This is a genomic window from Janthinobacterium tructae (assembly GCF_006517255.1).
In the GTDB taxonomy this organism is placed as follows: domain Bacteria; phylum Pseudomonadota; class Gammaproteobacteria; order Burkholderiales; family Burkholderiaceae_D; genus Janthinobacterium; species Janthinobacterium tructae.
Map to the genome: position 1 here is coordinate 1268970 of NZ_CP041185.1, position 17007 is coordinate 1285976.

Genomic DNA, 17007 nt, shown 5'->3' on the forward strand with positions numbered 1-17007 from the left:
ACGGCTACGGCCTCGGCAGCGCCTGGCCCATCTGCTCGCGCAGCCAGTGCAGCAAGGTGGTGCGGCGCGCATCGCCGTCGAACGGCAGCGGCGACAGCAAAAAATAGCCGCTGCCGTCGCGCCGGAAACCCAGGGGCGCGACCAGGCGCCCGCTGTCGATATCTTCGCGCGCCATGAAGACGGAACCGATCGCCACGCCCAGGCCGGCGCAAGCGGCTTGCAGACTCAGATAGAAATGCTCGTAGGTCTGGCTGTTGCCATGGCCGAGGCTACTACTGCCGTCGTCCGTGCCGGCGCCGCGCCAGTGCGCCCAGGCGGCCGGGCGCGACGCCGTGTGCAGCAGGCGTTGCGCGGACAAATCCAGCTGGCCTTGCCCCAGCAGAGCCGGCGCGCACACGGGCGCGATCCATTCGTCGCACACCTTTTCCGCATGCAGTACCGCATCCCACGCAAAATCGTTGCGCCGCAGCGCCACGTCCACCGCGTCGCGCTGGAACGCCACCGGCCCGCCCGAGGCGAACAGGTGCAGCGGCACTTCCGGATGGCGCTGGTAAAAGTCGCCGAGGCGCGGGATCAGCCATTTCATCGCAATCGTCGGCTCGCATGACACCACCAGCGGCGCCGGGCGCACCGGCTGGCGCACCGCATCGAGGGCGGCGTCGAGCCGTTCGAATACCTGCCCGACGGCATCGCGCAACTGCGCGCCCGGTGCAGTCAGGAAGACGCCGCGGTTGCGGCGTTCGAACAGGGCCGTGCCCAGCGACGTTTCCAGCAGGCGGATTTGCCGGCTGACTGCCCCGTGCGTCACGTGCAGCTCGTCTGCCGCCTGGACAAAACTGCCCAGCCTGGCAGCCGCCTCGAAGAAACGCAAGCTACCGAGTGCCGCCCGCCTAGTCATGATCTGTCATTTTTTCTCACACATATCGGCAAGATATCATCGTTTTTCATCGGCCACTATTATACGGACAATGTGCCTTCTGGCCAACGGCATGGGCGCAGTGTCTTGCCCATACAGGCGACGAATACTCACCGATTGCCATGCGGCCGCCACTCTCCAAGGAAGATACATGATTGCATTGCTTGCCGTTGCATTGATTACCCTGCTGGCCTCCATCGTCCCCGGCCCCGATTTCGCGATGGTCACGCGCAACAGCTATCTGCATGGACGCCGCGCGGGCTTGCTGGCCGCGCTCGGCATCGCGCTGGGCGTGCAAGTGCACGTGTTCTATACGATGTTTGGCGTGGGACTGATCATTGCCAGTGCACCGGCCCTGTTTACGGTGATCAAGACCGTGGGCGCCGTGTACCTGATCGTCATCGGCTGGAAAACCTGGAGCAACCGCGCGGGCCTAGTCATCGACCTGCATGGCGGCGCCAGCGTGCCCCGGCACACGATCCTGCTGAACGGCTTCCTGACGAATGCCCTGAACCCGAAAACCACCTTGTTCGTCATCAGCACCTACACCCAGGTGGTGCAGCCGGGCACGCCATTGAGCGTCCAGTTCGGCTACGGGCTGTGCATGTCCGCCATCCACCTGACCTGGTTTGCCCTGGTGGCCATCTTTTTCTCGCAAGCAAGCTTTCGTTTGCGCATGGTCAAGCACCAGCGGACCCTCGACCGGCTGATCGGTACGCTGCTGATGGCGCTGGGCGTGCTGCTGGCCTGCGCCAACATGGACAAACTGTAATGGCGCGCACGGCTCAGGCACACGCCACGGCGGGTAAAATCGGCGGCCCATCGTCCCCCGCCCGAGTCCCGTCCCCATGAGCTTTTTGCAATTATTGATTCTTTCCATCGTCCAGGGCTTCGCCGAACTGCTGCCCGTCTCCAGCTCCGCCCACGTCATCATGGCGGAAAAATGGATGGGCCTGGACCCCACGTCGCCCGAGCTGACCATGCTGCTGGTGATGCTGCACACCGGCACCATGTTCGCCGTCATCGTGTATTTCTGGGCATCCTGGCGCGCCACGTATTTCAGTTCGACCGCCGCCTTCCGCAGCAATGTGCTGCTGCTGGCGGCCGCCACGGCGCTGACGGGCATCGTCGGCTTCGGCTTGCTGAAAGCGATTACGCACGTCATGAGCAAGGATGCGCCCGGCTTTGAAATCGAGCACCTGTTCGGCAACGCGAAACTGATGGCCGCCGCGCTGGCCGCCGCTGGTGTGCTGATCATCGTCTCGTCGCGCCTGCAAGCGCGCCAGCATGGCACCTTGTCCATCGGCAAGGCCATGCTGATCGGTGCCGTGCAAGGCCTGTGCCTGCCCTTCCGGGGCTTTTCCCGCTCGGGCGCCACCATTTCCGCCGGTATCGCCATGGGCGTGCCGCAACGCCGCGCGGAAGAATTCAGCTTTGCCCTGGCCGTGGTGCTGACGCCGGCCGTGCTGGCCAAGGAAGGCTGGCGCTTTTACCAGGCTGTGGCAAATGGCAGCCTGGACCATCTGGAACACGGCAACAGCCTGCTGCACCTGCTGGGCCCCAGCCTGCTGGGCATGCTGCTGTCATTTCTGGCCGGCTTGCTGGCGCTGCGCTGGCTGTCGCGCTGGCTGGAACAGGGCCGCTGGCATTTCTTTGGCGCGTATTGCCTGCTGGCCTCTGCCGTGGTGCTGTACGTAGGGTAAAATCGCCGGGTTTCCAGTTTATACACACGTCCCAGCCAGGTTTTACAGAAAGCCAACGATGAATTTCGCCGCCACCGCCGCCCTCTCCCTTGCCATGTCCACCGATGCCTTCGCGGCCGCCGTGGGCAAGGGCGCCGCCCTGCACAAGCCGCAATGGCGCGAGGCGCTGCGCACGGGCCTGATCTTTGGCGTCATCGAAGCCATCACGCCCATCATCGGCTGGGCCCTGGGCAGCGTGGCCGCGCCCTACGTGGAAGCGTGGGACCACTGGATCGCCTTCAGTCTGCTGGGCATCATCGGCCTGTTGATGATACGCAATGCCCTGTCCGACGCCGACGAGGACGAAGCGCCGGCCCAGTCGCACTCGTTCTGGGTGCTGGCCGTCACGGGCCTGGCCACCAGCATCGACGCCATGGTGGTGGGCGCGGGCCTGGCCTTGCTAGGCGCCAACATCGTCGTCACAGCCGCCGCCATCGGCTTTTCCACCTTCGTCATGGTGACCTTGGGCGTGATGCTGGGCCGCGTGCTGGGCACAGTGGCAGGCCGGCGCGCCGAACTAGTGGGCGGCCTGGTGCTGATCATCATCGGCTGCGTGATCTTGTACGAGCATATCGGCCATCCGGCCTGACGATGGGCCGGCCAACGGGCGCGCACGCCACAGGTGCCGGCATGGCCGGCGACGCGCTTTGTGCTACATTCATTGCTCTGCATTCCTGTCTCGCAAGGTGAACACCATGGAAACTCTGGAGCTGCTTTTTTCCGCGCTGGTGCGCGAAACGGCCGTGTCGATACGCGACCACCATGTCCCCTTTGCCATCAAGCACGACGAGCGCGCCTATTTCGAGTGGATGGACGGACACCCGATCAATGGTTATGTCCAGGAAGCGTATCGGGAGATCGAAGAGACAGCCCAACAGATCCGCGCCATTCGCGCTGGGTGATGACGGCTGCCGCAAGCTACTGCGCGGGGGGGGCGTTGCGGCCGGCGATGCTCACCGTACTCATGTACGGTTGCGCTTCTCGGCCATACATCCCCTCCGCTCGCTACGCTTGCAGCAGCCGTCGTGACGTGCGTTGGATCGCCGTCAAATATTGAGTATTGAGCGAGATCAATCACTCAACTGTTCGATACGCGTAAGAAGGTCTGGGCCACGACAATCAGGTCTGGAGGCGGGAGACATGGATCAGCAACAAAAACACCGGATCAGGGGTTACGAATTTCATGTGACGGGGGCGCTGGAGAAGGATGGCCGCTATCGGGGCATGATTTTAATCAGCAAGCGCGGCGATACGCAGCAGGTGTATGCCAAGCCCGTACTGATAGAAACGCCCAGCAGCTTCAAGTCCGCGCATGCGGCCTTGATCGAGGCATCGGCGTACGCCCAGGAACTGATCTATAACGGCGCCATCAAGGCGCTGCTGCCGGACGATGCGCCGGCGCAGAACAGGCAGGCGCCGCAGCCGCCGGATTTCGTCGGCAACTGACGCTGGCCTGCCCATCCGATCACCGAGGGCGGCGCGTATAATGACGCGCTTTCCCGGATGAAAACTCAACACCATGGAACTTGTGAATCTACCGCTGGTCTTCCTGATCGGCTGCGCGCTGATTGCCCTGCTGGCCAAGAAGAATGGCTACTCGTGGTACCTGTTTTTCTTTGCCATCGCCGTGCCGGCGCCCCTGCTACTGCTGGCCTTGCCGCATGTGCTGGGCGCGCACGCCGCTTCGCTGACCTCCGTACGTCTGGGCACGGCCCTGCTGTTCCCGTTCGCAGGCCTGCTGCTGGCCTTGCGGCGCCAAAGCTGACGCAGCGCGCAGCTTAACGTGCCTGCATGCCATCGGCCAGGCGCCAGCCGACGGACAGCGCCAGTTGCTGCGCCTCTTTTTCATTGCTGCAATCGTCGTAGTCGCAGGTATCCGCATACGCGCCGCGCGCCTGGTTCTGGCTGACATACGAGCCGACCCACCGGCCATCGCGGCGCTGGCAAGCCGTGGCGCTGATGATAAAACCTTTGTGGATGGTGGGATTTTCAAACGACATAATTCCTCCGATGCAAGAAGCGTCAGCCACCTGACTGGCTTCCACTGTGCGCCATATCCCGCCCGCAGTCTGTACGCTGGCCCACACCCACGCCTGCGTGCCATGGCGCGCGCACCAAGGCGATCAGGTATGATTTCGCCATGTGTGGACGATTCGATCAAAATGACACGGCGCGCGTGCTGGCGTCGTCCTTCGGCTGGACCGACGCGGTGTTCGACAGCGAGGCCGAGCCGCACCTGAACGTCTCGCCCGGCACCTACCGGCCCGTGCTGCATATCGAGAATGGCGTGCGCCGGGTCGACGACTTGTTCTGGGGTTACCGTCCTGCCTGGGCCGCACAGGCCGTACCCGCGCCCGGCAAGAAGAAAATCCCCATCGCCATCAATGCCCGCCTGGAAAAACTCGCGGGCGCCTACTGGAAGCCGCTGCTGCGCGCGGGACGCGGCATCGTCTGCGTGTCCGGCTGGCATGAATGGACGGGAGAGAAAGGCACGAAGCAGCCGTGGCACATCCACCGCCGCGACCGCGCGCCCCTGTTCCTGCTGGCGCTGGCCCATTTCGGCCCCTACAAGCACAGCCGCGAGGAAGCGGGCTTCGTGCTGGTGACGGCCGACAGCCTCGGTGGCATGGTCGACATCCACGACCGCCGTCCCGTGGCCGTCAGCCTAGAGGACGCACACCGCTGGCTAACCCCCGAGCTTTCCCCCGAGCAAGCACTGCACCTGGCGCGCAGCTGCATGCTCGACGTGGAACTGTTCGAATGGCATGCCGTCGACAATCCGCTTGTGCCGTCCGCCAAACCCAAGGCGCCGCCGGTGACGCCGCAAGGCGCGTTCGACTGGGGAACGGATTAAGAGCCTATCCCAGTAGATGAATACATCCCCTGCTGGTGCCCCTCAGAAGCGGGGACGGCGTTGATCGTCGTCGCGTGGCTCGCCACGCGTCCTCCTCACGCCTTGTCCGCGCTCCTGATGAACTGCCAACAGAAGACGCTCCCAACCGGGATAGGCTCTAAGACACACCCCTTTAAAGGTGCGTCGTCACAGATGAGATAAAACCTGCACTCTTTGTAGCAAACATCATCTAACTGGGACAGGAGGAAACTGCCATGATGATGAATGCTGTGGTATCGCACTGCGCAAAAATCAGCCCGCTGACTGTAATGGCAAGGCTGGCGCTGCAACGTGCCCTCGATCCTGCTTGGGTCGATGCACTTTTCGAGCGCGAACGTGGCGCCCAGTACCAGAGGGAGCTACTGTTCTCGACGACAGTCGAACTGATGTCCGTGGTCGCAGTTGGGCTGCGGCCATCGCTTCACGCTGCAGCGCAGGCTTACCCTGATTTGCCTGTTTCGGTGCAAGCTTTATATGACAAGGTCAAGCGTACCGAGCCGAACCTGGTACGGGCGCTGGTCACCGGCAGCGTCGAGCGCCTTGGAGATGTGATCACGCCATTTTTGCAGGGGAATGCACCGCTGGTTCCAGGTTACCGCACCCGAATCGTGGACGGTAACCATTTGCCTGCAAGCGAAAAGCGGTTGAAGCCTTTACGCGCCTTTCGCGGCGCCGCAATGCCTGGCCAGTCCCTTGTGGTGTATGACCCTGATTCGGGCCTGGTCGTCGATATGGAGCCTTGCGAAGATGCACACTCGCAGGAACGCGCCGTGATGCCGCCGTTACTGGAGCGTTCGCATCCGGGCGACCTGTGGATTGCTGATCGCAACTTCAGCACGCGCATGATCCTGTCCGAATGGGATCGCCGTGGGTGTGCCTTCATCGTGCGTGAGCACGGTCGTACGCCCAATCCGGCACCGCTCGACGAGCTGACATATCGAGGGAGAATCGCGACCGGCGCCGTCTTTGAACAGTGCGTTGCCATCCCTGGAGCTACAGGACAGAAGGTAGCATCACGTCGCATTGAACTGCAACTTTACAAGCCCACTGACGATGGCGAAATGATTCTCCGATTACTGACGAATCTACCAAAAGAGCATTTCAGCGCACGCGCCATTGCTCGCCTATACAGCAAGCGCTGGCGGATCGAGACAATGTTCCAGCGGCTCGAATCGGTCTTGCACAGTGAAGTCAAGACTCTCGGACACCCGCGCGCAGCCTTGTTCGCGTTCGGTATCGCGATCCTGGCCTATAACGTGCTGACTGTCTTGCAGTGCGCGGTAAGCGCCGCGCACGACCTAGTTGCCAGCGGCATTGAGCTATCGCCGTTTTATGTGGCCGTGGAGGTGCGAGCGCACTATGCCGGCATGGTGATGGCTGTGCCAACCAAAGCATGGCAGCGTTACGACGCCATGTGTGCATCAGAGCTGAGCAAATTACTGCTTCAGATTGCCGCTTACGCCAAACCAAAAACGCTGCGCAAACACCCTCGCGGCCCGAAAAAAACAGTGAAAAAAGGCTACGTGGCCGGCGCTGTTGCGCGACGCCACGTATCAACGGCACGGGTATTAAAAGACGGGGCTGTCAATGTACACCTTTAAAGGGGTGGCTCTAAGACAGCCGCGCCAGGCGGCGCCACAGCGCCTCCATGGGACCTTGCCTGAAATGGCGCAGCCAGTAACGGCTTAATAGCACCTGCCCCGCCATGATCGCTACTGCCAGGCCCAGCATCTCGGCCGGACGCAGTGTTGCGCCCCAGCCCAGGCCCGGCCCCTGCAGCAGCCAGGTGCCGATCAAGGATTGCAACAGATAATTGCTCAGCGCCATGCGTCCCACGGGTGCCAGCCATGCGCCCAGCCAGCGCAGCATGCAGGGACCGGCCAGCATCAGCGCGGCCACATAGCCGGCCGCCAGCAAGGGGCCACCGGCGAACAGGCCCACTTCGAACAGGGCCGCGTCCAGCACGATTTGATACGGATCGGCTACCTGCCACGCGATGGCGCCCGCCGCCAGCAGGTTGAACGGCAAGCCCACGCCCAGCCCTACGGCGCACACGCGCCGCCACAGCCGCTGGTGGCGTTGCGGCTGCGTCAGCCAACCGCAACGCACGGACAAGATGCCCAGCAAGAACAGCACGATGATATGCGGCAGCATGACGATGGCATACAGCAGCGAGACGAGAAAATCGTTGGCGCGCAGCCTGGCCACGGCCCACGCGCTACCCTGCGTGTAAATCGCGTAGCGCTCCGCAAAGCCATGCAGGTCGCGCGCGATGTCCGGCGCGCCACCCTGCTGGCCCACGGGAATCAACAAGCACATGAATAATAGAAAACCGGCCGCCACCAGCCAGGCGCGGTTGCGCACGCGGCTGAGCCTGGCAGATGCCAGCGGCAGGACCAGCATGCCGGCGACGGCATACGAGGTCAGCACGTCGCCGCTCCAGATGAGGAAACCGTGCAGCAGGCCAAACACCAGCAACCAGCGCAAACGGCGTTTATAAGCCGCTTGCGCCGCTTCCCAGCTGCCCAGCTGGCGCTGCAGGGAACGTGTCTGCAGGGCAAAGCCGGCGCCAAACAGAAACGCAAAGATGGGATAGAACTTGAATTGCGCCAGCGCCGCGACCAAAAAAATGACAAGCTGGTCCAGCACGGGCGGCTGCGCCGGCAAGGTGCCGTAACGCAAGGAAAGCGTGCCCCAGGCAAAGCCCCAGATATTCACCAGCAAGATGCCAAACACGGCGATGCCGCGCAGCACATCGAGCTGCAGCAGCCTGCCAGATTTGGCGTGAATGGCGTTCGGGGAGTTCAGGGCCGCGCCAGGGTCGGGTAATCGCTCAGCTGCAGGCTGAAGCCGGACGCATCCGATTGCAGGCGCGCCTGGCCGCCGAACGGCAAGGTGACTCGGCGGCGGATGTGGCCAAATTCCAGCCCCGTCAGCACGGGCACGGGCGAACGCTGGCGCACATATGCCAGCATGACGTCAAAATCGTAGCCCCTGTCCATGGGGCTCAATTTATAGGCGGAAAAATCACCGAGCACGATCGCGTTCTGGCGCTGGAGCACGCCCGCGTGCAGCAATTGCAGCAGCATGCGCTCGACGCGGTACGGGTGTTCGTTGACGTCTTCCAGAAACAAAATGCCGCCGTCGACCTGGGGAAAATATGGCGTGCCCAGCAGATGCACCAGCATGGCCAGGTTGCCGCCCCACAAGGTGCCCGTCAGCTCGACCTGCGGATTGCCCGCTGCCCTGCCCTCTACCTCATGCGTGGGTCCCGCCAGGCAGGACCACAGCTGATCGAGCGTAAACTGCTCGGGCTCGTCGCGTGTAAAATCGTCGCAGATCATGGGGCCGGCAAAGCTGGCGCGGCCCGTTTTCGCGAGCAAGCCCATGTGGAAGGCCGTGAAGTCGCTGTAGCCGACAAACAGCTTGCCGCTGGCGGCCATGCGGTCGAAATCGATGTCGGGCAGGATGCGGCTGATGCCGTAGCTGCCGCGCAAGGCAAGCACCACCTGCACGTCCGGGTCGGCCGCCGCCGCGTTCAGCTGCGCCAGCCGGCCCGCATCCGTGCCGCCGAAGCGCTGGAAGGTGTGTTCGGGGTCGTAGTAACTGTGGACGGTGGCGCCTTGCGCCTGCAGGCGGGCGATGCCGCGCGCCACGGCTGCGTCATCGGGCGCGCAACCGCCGGGCGCCACGATGGCGATGCCAATCTCGGGTGTCTTCAAAATATGCCTGGCTAATCAAATGGTGGGCGCGCCAGATTACTTTCAAGCTGGCTGGGAGCGCATCTGGGGCGCCATCTTACCTTGCAGATGCACATCGATCAAGGCGAGCAGGCGCTCGATCAGCTGGGGCGGCATGTCGTGCCCCATGCCTTCGATCACTTCCAGCCGGGCGCCCGGGATCAGCGCCGCCGTATCGATGCCGCAGGCGACAGGGATCAAGGGGTCGGCCGCGCCATGGATCACCAGCGCCGGACAGCTGATGCTCGGTAGCAAGGCCGTGCGTTCGCCCGAGGCGGCAATCGCCACCATTTGCCGCGCCACGCCTTCGGGGCAACTGCCCCGCTGCAGCGCCGCGTCGATGCGCTGGTACAGCAGTCTTTCCGAAACGGGATAGGCGGGGCTGCCGATGACGCGCACGGTGGCCGCCATGTGCGCCATCAGTTCGGCGCGGCTGGCATTGCGTTTCGGACGTTGCAACAAGGCGTTGCGCGCCGCCCGCGTGGGGCCGGGCAAGCCGCGCCGGCCGCTGCTCGACATGATGGAAGTCAGGCTGAGCACATGCTGCGGCGCGCGCGCCGCCATCACTTGCGCGATCATGCCGCCCATCGACACGCCGATCACGTGCGCCTGGGCAATACGCAGGGCCGTCAGCAAGCCCAGCGCATCGTCCGCCATGTCATCGAGGGTATAGGAAGTCTTCAGGGGCCAGCCGATGAGGTTTTTCACGTAAGCCAGCGGCAGATACGGTTTACCCGCCAGCGCCATCTTGCTCGACAGGCCACTGTCGCGGTTGTCGAAACGCACCACCCGAAAACCTTGCTCGACGATGCCTTCGACGAAGTCCGCCGGCCAGGCGATCAGTTGCATGCCCAGGCCCATGACCAGCAGCACGCACGGATCGTTGGGGTCGCCGTGGCTTTCATAAGCTATGTTGAGGCCGTTCGCCATGATGGTTGCCATGATTGCCTCTCTTCCAGGAACCGGCACGCAGGCACGATCTGCGGCCCTGGAATCAGCATACCACTATTGTGATAGTACCATCGTGACTCATGCGGAAGTCGAACTCAAGTGTTGCCGCGCCGGTACGCCGGGCGGCAACGGCGCAGCTACTTACTTAGCCTTAGGCAAGGAATCGGCCAGGTCGACCCACGCTTGCGGCTGCGGCTTGCCGCGCTCGCGCACGCCGAAGAAAGAGACCACTTGCGTGCCATCGTTATCGAAGAACTCGACCGAGGTGACGCCGCCGCGCTTGACGACCCAGCCGCTGCGCAGGGCCGTGTCGCGGATGTGCAGATTGAAATCCGGGTCCAGCACGTTGAAGAAACCGCCGGCGGCCATGGTTTTCTCGATCTTGCCGCTGTAGATCTGCGTCAAGCCTTCATTGCCCAGGAACACCATGATGGCGACCTTGTCCTTCGCCGCGTTTTCCAGCAGCGTGCGCAGCGCTTGCGGCGTCACGCGCTCGACCACGCCGGCCGGCGCCAGGCGCAGCGCCTGTTCGCGCGTCAGATGGAATTCGCGCATGATTTGCGCAAACTGATGCACGTCCGTCATATCTTTCCAGGCCAGCTGGAATTCCTTGACATCGATTTCGCTGTCGGGCTTTTCCACCGCCTTTGGCGCCACAGCCAGCACGTTCAATTCCGCGCTTTGCTGGGGCAGGCGGAAGTTTGCCACCAGCTTGTCGTAGACGGCCACGCCCGGCTCGTTGCGCAGGTAGATTTTGTGCACGGCCGTACCGTTGGCATCAAAAAATTGCAGGCTGCGCGTGGGCTTGCCGTCGCGGCCCGCTTGCTCCACGGCAAATGCATATTTCCAGTTTTCAAAGTGAAAACGCAGGTCGATCTGGCCGCCCAGGTAGCCGCCGGCGATATTGCGCTGGCGCGCCTCCGTTTCCGGGTCCTTGGCATCGGCCTGCTCGGACTTGTCGCCCGCCTGCTTGAACTTGCTGGCGACGCCCGTCGTTTCGATGACGCCGTTTTCATTGCGCGTAATCGCTTGCACCAGGCCCAGGTCTAGCGCGGCGCGCATGATTTCGCGCGGTTGATTGCCATCGGCCTGCAAGCGCGTCACGCCCTTGCTGATGTTGGTGGCTAGCAATTGCGCTTCGGATACACCCAGCGCGCGCGCCGCGTCGCGAATCTGCAGCTTCGGCTGCTCCGCGCGCAAGGTGGACCAGCGTTCCGCCAGGGGAGCTGGGGCCGCGCTTGCGTTTGCAATCAGCAGGCCGCCTAGCAGGGATAGAACGAGTTTGGATAACTTCATAGAGAGACCATTCAATCAAACATGGAAAAAAGAGGGGCAAGCACCCCTCCCCGGTAAAAACTTAGAAATTGACGCTGAGGCTGGCGGCGACGTTGCGGCCCGGCTTGGCATAGCGCTCGATCTCGGCGCGCGTTGCCGCCGTGGTGCCGGCGGACAGGCTGCGCGCAGCGGCGTAGTCCCAGTACTTGCGGTCCGTCAAGTTGTACACGCCGACGACGATCTTCGCGTTCTTGTGCGCGTTCCAGTAGGTCGACAGGTCGAAAATCGTGTATGACGGCACGCTGAAGCGCGGCGCGGTCGTACCCGTCAGCAAGTCGTTCGGCGCCTGTTTGTCGCCCGCATGCACGGCCGTCAGGGCCAGGCCGAACAGCTCGTTTGCATGGTCGTAGCCGAAGGTCAAGGCCGTCTTGGCCGGCGCCACCGAGGCCAGGCCGCCGCTGTCGCCCGTCAGGGTATTGAAGGAGCGGCCCTTGGCCACGCCCGTCGCCAGGTCGATGCGGTAACCCTGCATGGATGGCGCCCAGGCGCCCAGCTCCGCGCGCAGGGTCAGCTCGGCACCCCAGGTGCGCGCATTGCCGATGTTTTCCGGACGGAACAGGCCCTGGGTGATGGTGGGATAGTTCACCGGGTCATCTTCCTGCATTACATATTCGATCATGTTTTTGTATTCCGTCTGGTAGACGGAGGCGTGCATGCTCAAGCCTTTGACGACGTCGCCCTTCAAGCCCAGTTCATAGGCCTGGCTGGTTTCCTTGCGCAAATTCGCATTGCCCAGCACGGCATAACCCCTGCCCGTGCCCGTATAGCTGATGGAATCATAGGTGCCCGTGCGTTCGGCCGCCGTCGGCAGGCGCGTGCCGCGCGTCACGGTGGCGTAGGCGTTCATTTGCGGCAAGACTTCCACGGACAGGCTCAGGCTGGGCGTGAAATACGTGTCGCTCTGCTTGCGTATTTCCTTGGACGCGCCCGGTACGCCGATAGCGTAGTGTTGCAGGTTTTTCGGCGCGTCCTTGCGGTAATCGGCACGCAAGCCCGGCGTCAACACGGCCTTCTTGCCTGCAAGATCAAAGCTGAGGTCATCGCGCACATACAGGGCCAGCTTGCTCGTATCCATGTCGGCCATGCGGTTCTTGTTGGTGATCTGATGCTGGCCAGTGGCGATGATGAGACGGTCTTCACGCCACGGACGGCGCGTTTTCAGCTGTTCCAGCTGCACGCCGTACAACAGCGCATTGTCGGCGTTGAGCTGCTTGAACGCTTCGGACGTGACGCCGATGCTGTCATTCTGGAAGCTCGTTTCAATGGAACGCTGCGCCGGGCTGCCAAAGGTGTAGCGACCTTGCGTCTTGTCGTCGGTGTTCGCATTCTGCAGATAGACCTTCGACGTCAGGCGGTCGAACAGGGCGAAATCCTTGAGCGCCACGTCGTGGCCCAGGCTGACGCGCGTGCGCCTGGTGGTGGAATCCTGCTGCACGCCCGTCGGATAATACGTGCTGACCTTGCTGCGCAGATCGCGCTTGTTCTTGCGCTCGAACATGTCGACCGTCAAGTCGAGCTTTTGTTCGCCAGGCAAGGTCCACACGAGCTTGGACAGCAAGGCGTTCGAATGCCAGTCGTCCGGGTTGACGGGGGTGCTGCCGCGGCTGTCCATCTGCTCGCCGTCGCGGCGCACGTAGACGGCCAGGCCCTGCAGCTTGTCGCCCATCCTGGCGGCACCCGTCAGGGTGTGCGCATTGCTGCGGTCGGCCGTGGCGCGGCCGTATTTATAGGCGACATAATGATCCCGCCCCTCGCCCAGGTAATCTTCGGGCGACTTGGTGATGAAAGCCACGCCGCCGCCCAGGCCGGGATTGGCGCCGCTGGCAGCCGTCGTACCCGAATCGATGCGCACTTCGCGGAACGTTTCCGGGTCAAAATAATCACGGCCCGTGGCGAAGGCGTTGAGGGTGTTGCCGTCCGGCTTAGGTGCCGCGTCGGGCAGCGCAATGCCATCGAGTTCCAGGCTGACCCGGTTGCCTTCCAGGCCGCGGATGTTGTAACCGGTATTGCCCGAACCATCCCACACACTGCCGCTGCCCGAGGCCGCCGCTGGCGCGGTAATCAAAGGCAGGTAGCGCACGATGCCGCCCATGTCGGTGACATTGCGGCGCTCCAGGTCGTCCGCCGTGACGACCGTCCTGGTGCCGGCGCGGCGTTCGTAATCCTGCTTGGCGTTGACGACGATTTCCGGGAAGACAGGCAGCCTGGCCGGTTCCTGCGCAGCCGTGCCCGCGTTGATGGCGGCCGTTTGCGCCATGGCAGGCAGCAGCGGCGCGGCGAACAGGCCCAGCAAGGCGGCGCGCAACACCAGGTTGTGGCGACGGGCAGGAACGGGAGATACGACGGGCGCAGCGGAGCGCTGCAGAAGCACTGTAGTCATGATGATCCGGTTTAAGAGTGGAAGCTGGCTCTTGAACCTGGATCGATAACGATGCGCAAGGGAAGTTTGCTGGCGAAAACAATACTGTAACACGAATCATTCTCATTTGAGAATGGCAGTTGGTCTGGACAGATGTTATTTCGCAACAGTTACAAAAAATGCCAGCCGCGATGGCTGGCAAGACCAGGCTAACAGGCCGGCGGATTGGCCAGCTTGCGCGCTTCCGACTGCGCGCGGCGGCGCTCGACAAAGAAACGCTTGAGGAAAGCGCCGCACTCGTCGGCCAGCACGCCGCCAACGATGGCCGTCTGGTGGTTCAAGGCTGGCTGCTCGAACAGGTTCAGCACGGAACCGCAGGCGCCCGTCTTCGGGTCGCCCGCGCCGTACACCACGCGCGCCAGGCGCGCATGCAGCATGGCGCCCGAGCACATCACGCACGGTTCCAGGGTCACGTACAGTTCGCAGCCGGGCAGCCGGTAGTTGCCCAGCTTTTCGGCGGCCGCGCGCAAGGCCATCACTTCCGCGTGCGCCGTGGGGTCGTGACGGCCGATGGGCTGGTTGTAGCCCACGGCGATGACTTCGCCATCCTTGACGACGACGGCGCCCACGGGCACTTCCCCCAGGTCCCACGCGTGCTGGGCCTGCTCCAGGGCCAGCTGCATGTAGCGCGCGTCCTGCGCGCCAGCGTGCGTTTCAGTCATCGGTCACTTCTGCCCAGCAATTCGGCGTTTCATGCAACACCAGTTTATGCAGGTGCAAGCCGGTGCCGAAATGGTCGGTAAATGCCGCTTTCAGGATCTCGAAGGCGATGCGCGCCAGGTTTTCCACGGTCGGGATGCGGTCGATGACGACAGTTTTATGGTCGGGCAGGCTGGCCAGGAAGTCGCGCACGGCCACATCCTTTTCATACACAAGAAAGGCGTGGTCCCAGACATCGACCAGGTGCTGCTTGGCCAGGGTTTTCACGTCGGAAAAGTCCATGATCATGCCGTTGTCGGAATTGCCTTCCGCTTCGATGACCTTGCCGACCAGGGTGATTTCCACCGTGTAGCGGTGGCCGTGCAGGTTGCGGCACTGGCTTTTATGGTCGGGAATGCGGTGGCCCGCGTCGAATTCGAGCTTGCGTGTGATAGTCAGCATATTGTTTTGTTAAGGTATTTGCAGGAGTTTATGGGTTTGCAGGCTCAGCTTCCACTTCGGGTTGCTTTTGCACGTCTCGATGGCCAGTTGCATGTTGTGCGCGGCCAGAGGGCCGTCCATCGCCTGCACGAAGAAGTTCTCGAAGTCCAGTTGTTCGTAGGCGGCCAGGTCTTGCTGGAACTGGGGAATGACCACCTTGATTTCATTGCCTTTGTGTACGACCAGTGTCGAACCCATCTTCGGGCTGACGCAGATCCAGTCCACGCCGGGCGGAACGGGCAAGGTGCCGTTGGTTTCGATGGCGATGGTAAAGCCCACCGCATGCATGGCGTCGATCAGGGCCGTGTCCAGTTGCAGCAGCGGCTCGCCGCCCGTAAACACCACGTATTTGCTCGGCGCGTAGCTGGCCGGCCACAGGCTGTCGATCAGCGCGGCCAGTTCCTCGGGCGTCTTGAACTTGCCGCCCCGTTCGCCATCGGTGCCGACGAAATCCGTGTCGCAGAACTGGCACACGGCCGTGGCGCGGTCACTTTCGCGGCCCGTCCACAGATTGCAGCCGGAAAAGCGGCAAAACACGGCCGGACGGCCCGCGTGCGCACCTTCGCCCTGCAGGGTATAAAAAATCTCTTTGATGCTATAAGTCACTGTATTTCCTAAGAGCTGGCTGGCGTCATCGCGCAAGGCGACCGCAGCGATGCCCGCGCACAACGCCGGAACCGCAAATGCCGATTGACAACCCTCTATTATATGCCGCCACGATACTTCCCGTGCAAATGCCGTGGCCGCCACCTGGCGCCGCGGTGTCAACCGGCAAGAAAGCCACAGGGGCAGGCATAACTGCGTAGCTTTTGCGTTTAGACAATATAAATAACCCAAAGTTAATATATTTTCTGTAAGAACATTGCCCGTTGGAAAACTTTTGGGGAGCAAGGACATGCTGCAACGCTGGATACGCCTGCCGTACCGCCTGAGCATTCTGGCCTGCCTGACGGCCGCCGCACTCGCCGCCGCACTCGCCGCCTTGCACGCCGGCTATGCGGCCGGGACGATGCCGCGAGCCAGCATCCCCTCCCCTCTGCTGGTGGCCTGCGCCCTCCTGCTCCTTGCGCTGGCGCTGTTGCTGTGGCGACAGCACCGCCTGGCGCTGCGCCAGCGGGGGCTGGAACAGCTGCGCGCCGACGCCGAGCAGACGCGCCTGGCCAGCGGGCAGCGCAAGGCGCGTGAACAGGAACGCCTGCGCATCGGGCGCGATATCCACGACGACCTGGGCCAGCATCTGCTGACCCTGAAAATCGACCTGTCCATGCTGCAGGCCAGCACGCAGGGCGCGACGCCTCAGCTGGCGCGGCAACTGGCCGTGATGGCGCGCAATGTCGACCTCAGCATCGCGGCGCTGCGGCGCGTCATCCACGACCTGCGCCCGCCCGCCCTCGATGCCGGCCTGCAAGCGGCGTGCGACGGCTTGCTGACGGACTTCCAGCGCAGCACGGGCATCGATTGCAGCTGCGATTACCGGCTCGACGCCGCCGCCGGCAGCATACATGGCCCCCTGCTATACCACGCGCTGCAGGAAGCGCTGGCCAATATCGCCCGCCATGCGCGCGCCACGCATGTCCAGCTGAGCCTGCAACAAGCGGGCGACACCCTCGCCTGCCGCATCAGCGACGACGGCGTCGGACTGACCGGTTCGCCGCCGCGCCTCGGTTGCGGCCTGTCCGGCATGCATGAGCGCGTGGCCGCCGCCGGCGGCAGCCTGCACATTGCCAGCCACAGCGGCGCCGGCACCACCTTGCACCTGTCGCTGCCCCTGCCAGGCTGCGGCCACGATGAAGCAATGGCCCATCGCTGAAAATATTGCTCTATATCAACACCATCGCTACTCCACGCTGCATCATGGCCAAGGAGCCAGC

General features: G+C 63.1%; 19 protein-coding genes. 9 read left to right on the top strand and 10 right to left on the bottom strand.

The window, feature by feature from the left end; translation table 11 throughout:
* Positions 1-4: 4 nt before the first annotated feature.
* A complete protein-coding gene (locus FJQ89_RS05610) occupies positions 5-898 on the bottom strand; it encodes a LysR substrate-binding domain-containing protein (protein WP_141169402.1) in 894 nt (297 codons plus the stop codon).
* A 169-nt stretch (positions 899-1067) separates the two neighbouring features.
* On the opposite strand from FJQ89_RS05610, the gene FJQ89_RS05615 reads away from it, so the two are divergent.
* The 6 genes from FJQ89_RS05615 (at position 1068) to FJQ89_RS05640 (ending at position 4423) form a co-directional block, all read left to right on the top strand.
* Positions 1068-1688 carry a LysE family translocator gene (locus FJQ89_RS05615; RefSeq protein ID WP_141169403.1) on the top strand — a complete coding sequence of 207 codons (621 nt, stop codon included), beginning with the start codon at positions 1068-1070 and terminating at the stop codon, positions 1686-1688.
* A gap of 76 nt (positions 1689-1764) precedes the next feature.
* The gene (locus FJQ89_RS05620; protein WP_141169404.1) at positions 1765-2619 is read left to right on the top strand and encodes an undecaprenyl-diphosphate phosphatase; all 855 of its coding nucleotides are present in this window, start codon (positions 1765-1767) and stop codon (positions 2617-2619) included.
* 58 nt (positions 2620-2677) lie between these two features.
* Positions 2678-3247: a manganese efflux pump MntP gene (gene mntP / locus FJQ89_RS05625; RefSeq protein ID WP_099763654.1), complete on the top strand. Its 570-nt coding sequence runs from the start codon at positions 2678-2680 to the stop codon at positions 3245-3247.
* Between the two features lie 106 nt (positions 3248-3353).
* On the top strand, positions 3354-3560 hold the full coding sequence (locus FJQ89_RS05630) for a hypothetical protein (RefSeq protein WP_141169405.1): 207 nt from the start codon (positions 3354-3356) through the stop codon (positions 3558-3560).
* Positions 3561-3798: 238 nt separating this feature from the next.
* Positions 3799-4104, top strand: a complete 306-nt coding sequence (locus FJQ89_RS05635; RefSeq protein WP_141169406.1) for a hypothetical protein — start codon at positions 3799-3801, stop codon at positions 4102-4104.
* Between the two features lie 73 nt (positions 4105-4177).
* Positions 4178-4423 (top strand): hypothetical protein, encoded by a 246-nt coding sequence (locus FJQ89_RS05640; protein ID WP_141169407.1) that lies wholly within the window; start codon positions 4178-4180, stop codon positions 4421-4423.
* A gap of 13 nt (positions 4424-4436) precedes the next feature.
* Here FJQ89_RS05640 and FJQ89_RS05645 read toward each other — a convergent pair whose 3' ends face one another.
* Positions 4437-4658, bottom strand: a complete 222-nt coding sequence (locus tag FJQ89_RS05645) for a hypothetical protein (RefSeq protein ID WP_141169408.1) — start codon at positions 4656-4658, stop codon at positions 4437-4439.
* Between the two features lie 140 nt (positions 4659-4798).
* On the opposite strand from FJQ89_RS05645, the gene FJQ89_RS05650 reads away from it, so the two are divergent.
* Complete coding sequence (locus tag FJQ89_RS05650) at positions 4799-5512, top strand: SOS response-associated peptidase (RefSeq protein WP_141169409.1); 714 nt, start codon at positions 4799-4801, stop codon at positions 5510-5512.
* 308 nt (positions 5513-5820) lie between these two features.
* Positions 5821-7152: an IS4 family transposase gene (locus FJQ89_RS05655; RefSeq protein WP_141172643.1), complete on the top strand. Its 1332-nt coding sequence runs from the start codon at positions 5821-5823 to the stop codon at positions 7150-7152.
* Positions 7153-7162: 10 nt separating this feature from the next.
* Here the strand turns inward: FJQ89_RS05655 and FJQ89_RS05660 are convergent, their stop codons facing one another.
* The 8 genes from FJQ89_RS05660 to queE form a co-directional block, all read right to left on the bottom strand.
* Complete coding sequence (locus FJQ89_RS05660) at positions 7163-8305, bottom strand: DUF418 domain-containing protein (protein WP_243136434.1); 1143 nt, start codon at positions 8303-8305, stop codon at positions 7163-7165.
* A gap of 50 nt (positions 8306-8355) precedes the next feature.
* Positions 8356-9273, bottom strand: coding sequence for a muramoyltetrapeptide carboxypeptidase (gene ldcA, locus FJQ89_RS05665; RefSeq protein WP_141169411.1), 918 nt, complete (start codon positions 9271-9273; stop codon positions 8356-8358).
* Positions 9274-9315: 42 nt separating this feature from the next.
* Complete coding sequence (locus tag FJQ89_RS05670) at positions 9316-10233, bottom strand: alpha/beta fold hydrolase (RefSeq protein WP_141169412.1); 918 nt, start codon at positions 10231-10233, stop codon at positions 9316-9318.
* A 150-nt stretch (positions 10234-10383) separates the two neighbouring features.
* The gene (locus FJQ89_RS05675; protein ID WP_141169413.1) at positions 10384-11538 is read right to left on the bottom strand and encodes a hemin-degrading factor; all 1155 of its coding nucleotides are present in this window, start codon (positions 11536-11538) and stop codon (positions 10384-10386) included.
* Positions 11539-11599: 61 nt separating this feature from the next.
* Positions 11600-13957 (bottom strand): TonB-dependent hemoglobin/transferrin/lactoferrin family receptor, encoded by a 2358-nt coding sequence (locus FJQ89_RS05680; protein ID WP_141169414.1) that lies wholly within the window; start codon positions 13955-13957, stop codon positions 11600-11602.
* A gap of 188 nt (positions 13958-14145) precedes the next feature.
* Positions 14146-14658, bottom strand: a complete 513-nt coding sequence (tadA, locus tag FJQ89_RS05685; protein ID WP_141169415.1) for a tRNA adenosine(34) deaminase TadA — start codon at positions 14656-14658, stop codon at positions 14146-14148.
* On the bottom strand, positions 14651-15097 hold the full coding sequence (queD, locus tag FJQ89_RS05690) for a 6-carboxytetrahydropterin synthase QueD (RefSeq protein WP_071077189.1): 447 nt from the start codon (positions 15095-15097) through the stop codon (positions 14651-14653). Before queD ends, tadA begins: the two co-directional genes overlap by 8 nt.
* A 9-nt stretch (positions 15098-15106) precedes the next feature.
* Positions 15107-15742, bottom strand: coding sequence for a 7-carboxy-7-deazaguanine synthase (queE, locus tag FJQ89_RS05695; protein ID WP_141169416.1), 636 nt, complete (start codon positions 15740-15742; stop codon positions 15107-15109).
* Positions 15743-16031: 289 nt separating this feature from the next.
* On the opposite strand from queE, the gene FJQ89_RS05700 reads away from it, so the two are divergent.
* Positions 16032-16946: a sensor histidine kinase gene (locus FJQ89_RS05700; RefSeq protein ID WP_141169417.1), complete on the top strand. Its 915-nt coding sequence runs from the start codon at positions 16032-16034 to the stop codon at positions 16944-16946.
* Positions 16947-17007 lie beyond the last annotated feature (61 nt).

What these genes read in the sequence shown, in the direction of transcription:
- FJQ89_RS05700 (WP_141169417.1), top strand. Translation starts at nt 16,032, where the DNA reads ATGCTGCAACGCTGGATACGCCTGCCGTACCGCCTGAGCATTCTGGCC.
- queD (WP_071077189.1), bottom strand. Translation starts at nt 15,097, where the DNA reads ATGCTGACTATCACACGCAAGCTCGAATTCGACGCGGGCCACCGCATT.
- mntP (WP_099763654.1), top strand. Translation starts at nt 2,678, where the DNA reads ATGAATTTCGCCGCCACCGCCGCCCTCTCCCTTGCCATGTCCACCGAT.
- FJQ89_RS05615 (WP_141169403.1), top strand. Translation starts at nt 1,068, where the DNA reads ATGATTGCATTGCTTGCCGTTGCATTGATTACCCTGCTGGCCTCCATC.
- FJQ89_RS05645 (WP_141169408.1), bottom strand. Translation starts at nt 4,658, where the DNA reads ATGTCGTTTGAAAATCCCACCATCCACAAAGGTTTTATCATCAGCGCC.
- FJQ89_RS05670 (WP_141169412.1), bottom strand. Translation starts at nt 10,233, where the DNA reads ATGGCAACCATCATGGCGAACGGCCTCAACATAGCTTATGAAAGCCAC.
- FJQ89_RS05640 (WP_141169407.1), top strand. Translation starts at nt 4,178, where the DNA reads ATGGAACTTGTGAATCTACCGCTGGTCTTCCTGATCGGCTGCGCGCTG.
- FJQ89_RS05630 (WP_141169405.1), top strand. Translation starts at nt 3,354, where the DNA reads ATGGAAACTCTGGAGCTGCTTTTTTCCGCGCTGGTGCGCGAAACGGCC.
- FJQ89_RS05675 (WP_141169413.1), bottom strand. Translation starts at nt 11,538, where the DNA reads ATGAAGTTATCCAAACTCGTTCTATCCCTGCTAGGCGGCCTGCTGATT.
- FJQ89_RS05620 (WP_141169404.1), top strand. Translation starts at nt 1,765, where the DNA reads ATGAGCTTTTTGCAATTATTGATTCTTTCCATCGTCCAGGGCTTCGCC.
- FJQ89_RS05635 (WP_141169406.1), top strand. Translation starts at nt 3,799, where the DNA reads ATGGATCAGCAACAAAAACACCGGATCAGGGGTTACGAATTTCATGTG.
- FJQ89_RS05650 (WP_141169409.1), top strand. Translation starts at nt 4,799, where the DNA reads ATGTGTGGACGATTCGATCAAAATGACACGGCGCGCGTGCTGGCGTCG.
- FJQ89_RS05655 (WP_141172643.1), top strand. Translation starts at nt 5,821, where the DNA reads ATGGCAAGGCTGGCGCTGCAACGTGCCCTCGATCCTGCTTGGGTCGAT.
- FJQ89_RS05610 (WP_141169402.1), bottom strand. Translation starts at nt 898, where the DNA reads ATGACTAGGCGGGCGGCACTCGGTAGCTTGCGTTTCTTCGAGGCGGCT.
- tadA (WP_141169415.1), bottom strand. Translation starts at nt 14,658, where the DNA reads ATGACTGAAACGCACGCTGGCGCGCAGGACGCGCGCTACATGCAGCTG.
- FJQ89_RS05680 (WP_141169414.1), bottom strand. Translation starts at nt 13,957, where the DNA reads ATGACTACAGTGCTTCTGCAGCGCTCCGCTGCGCCCGTCGTATCTCCC.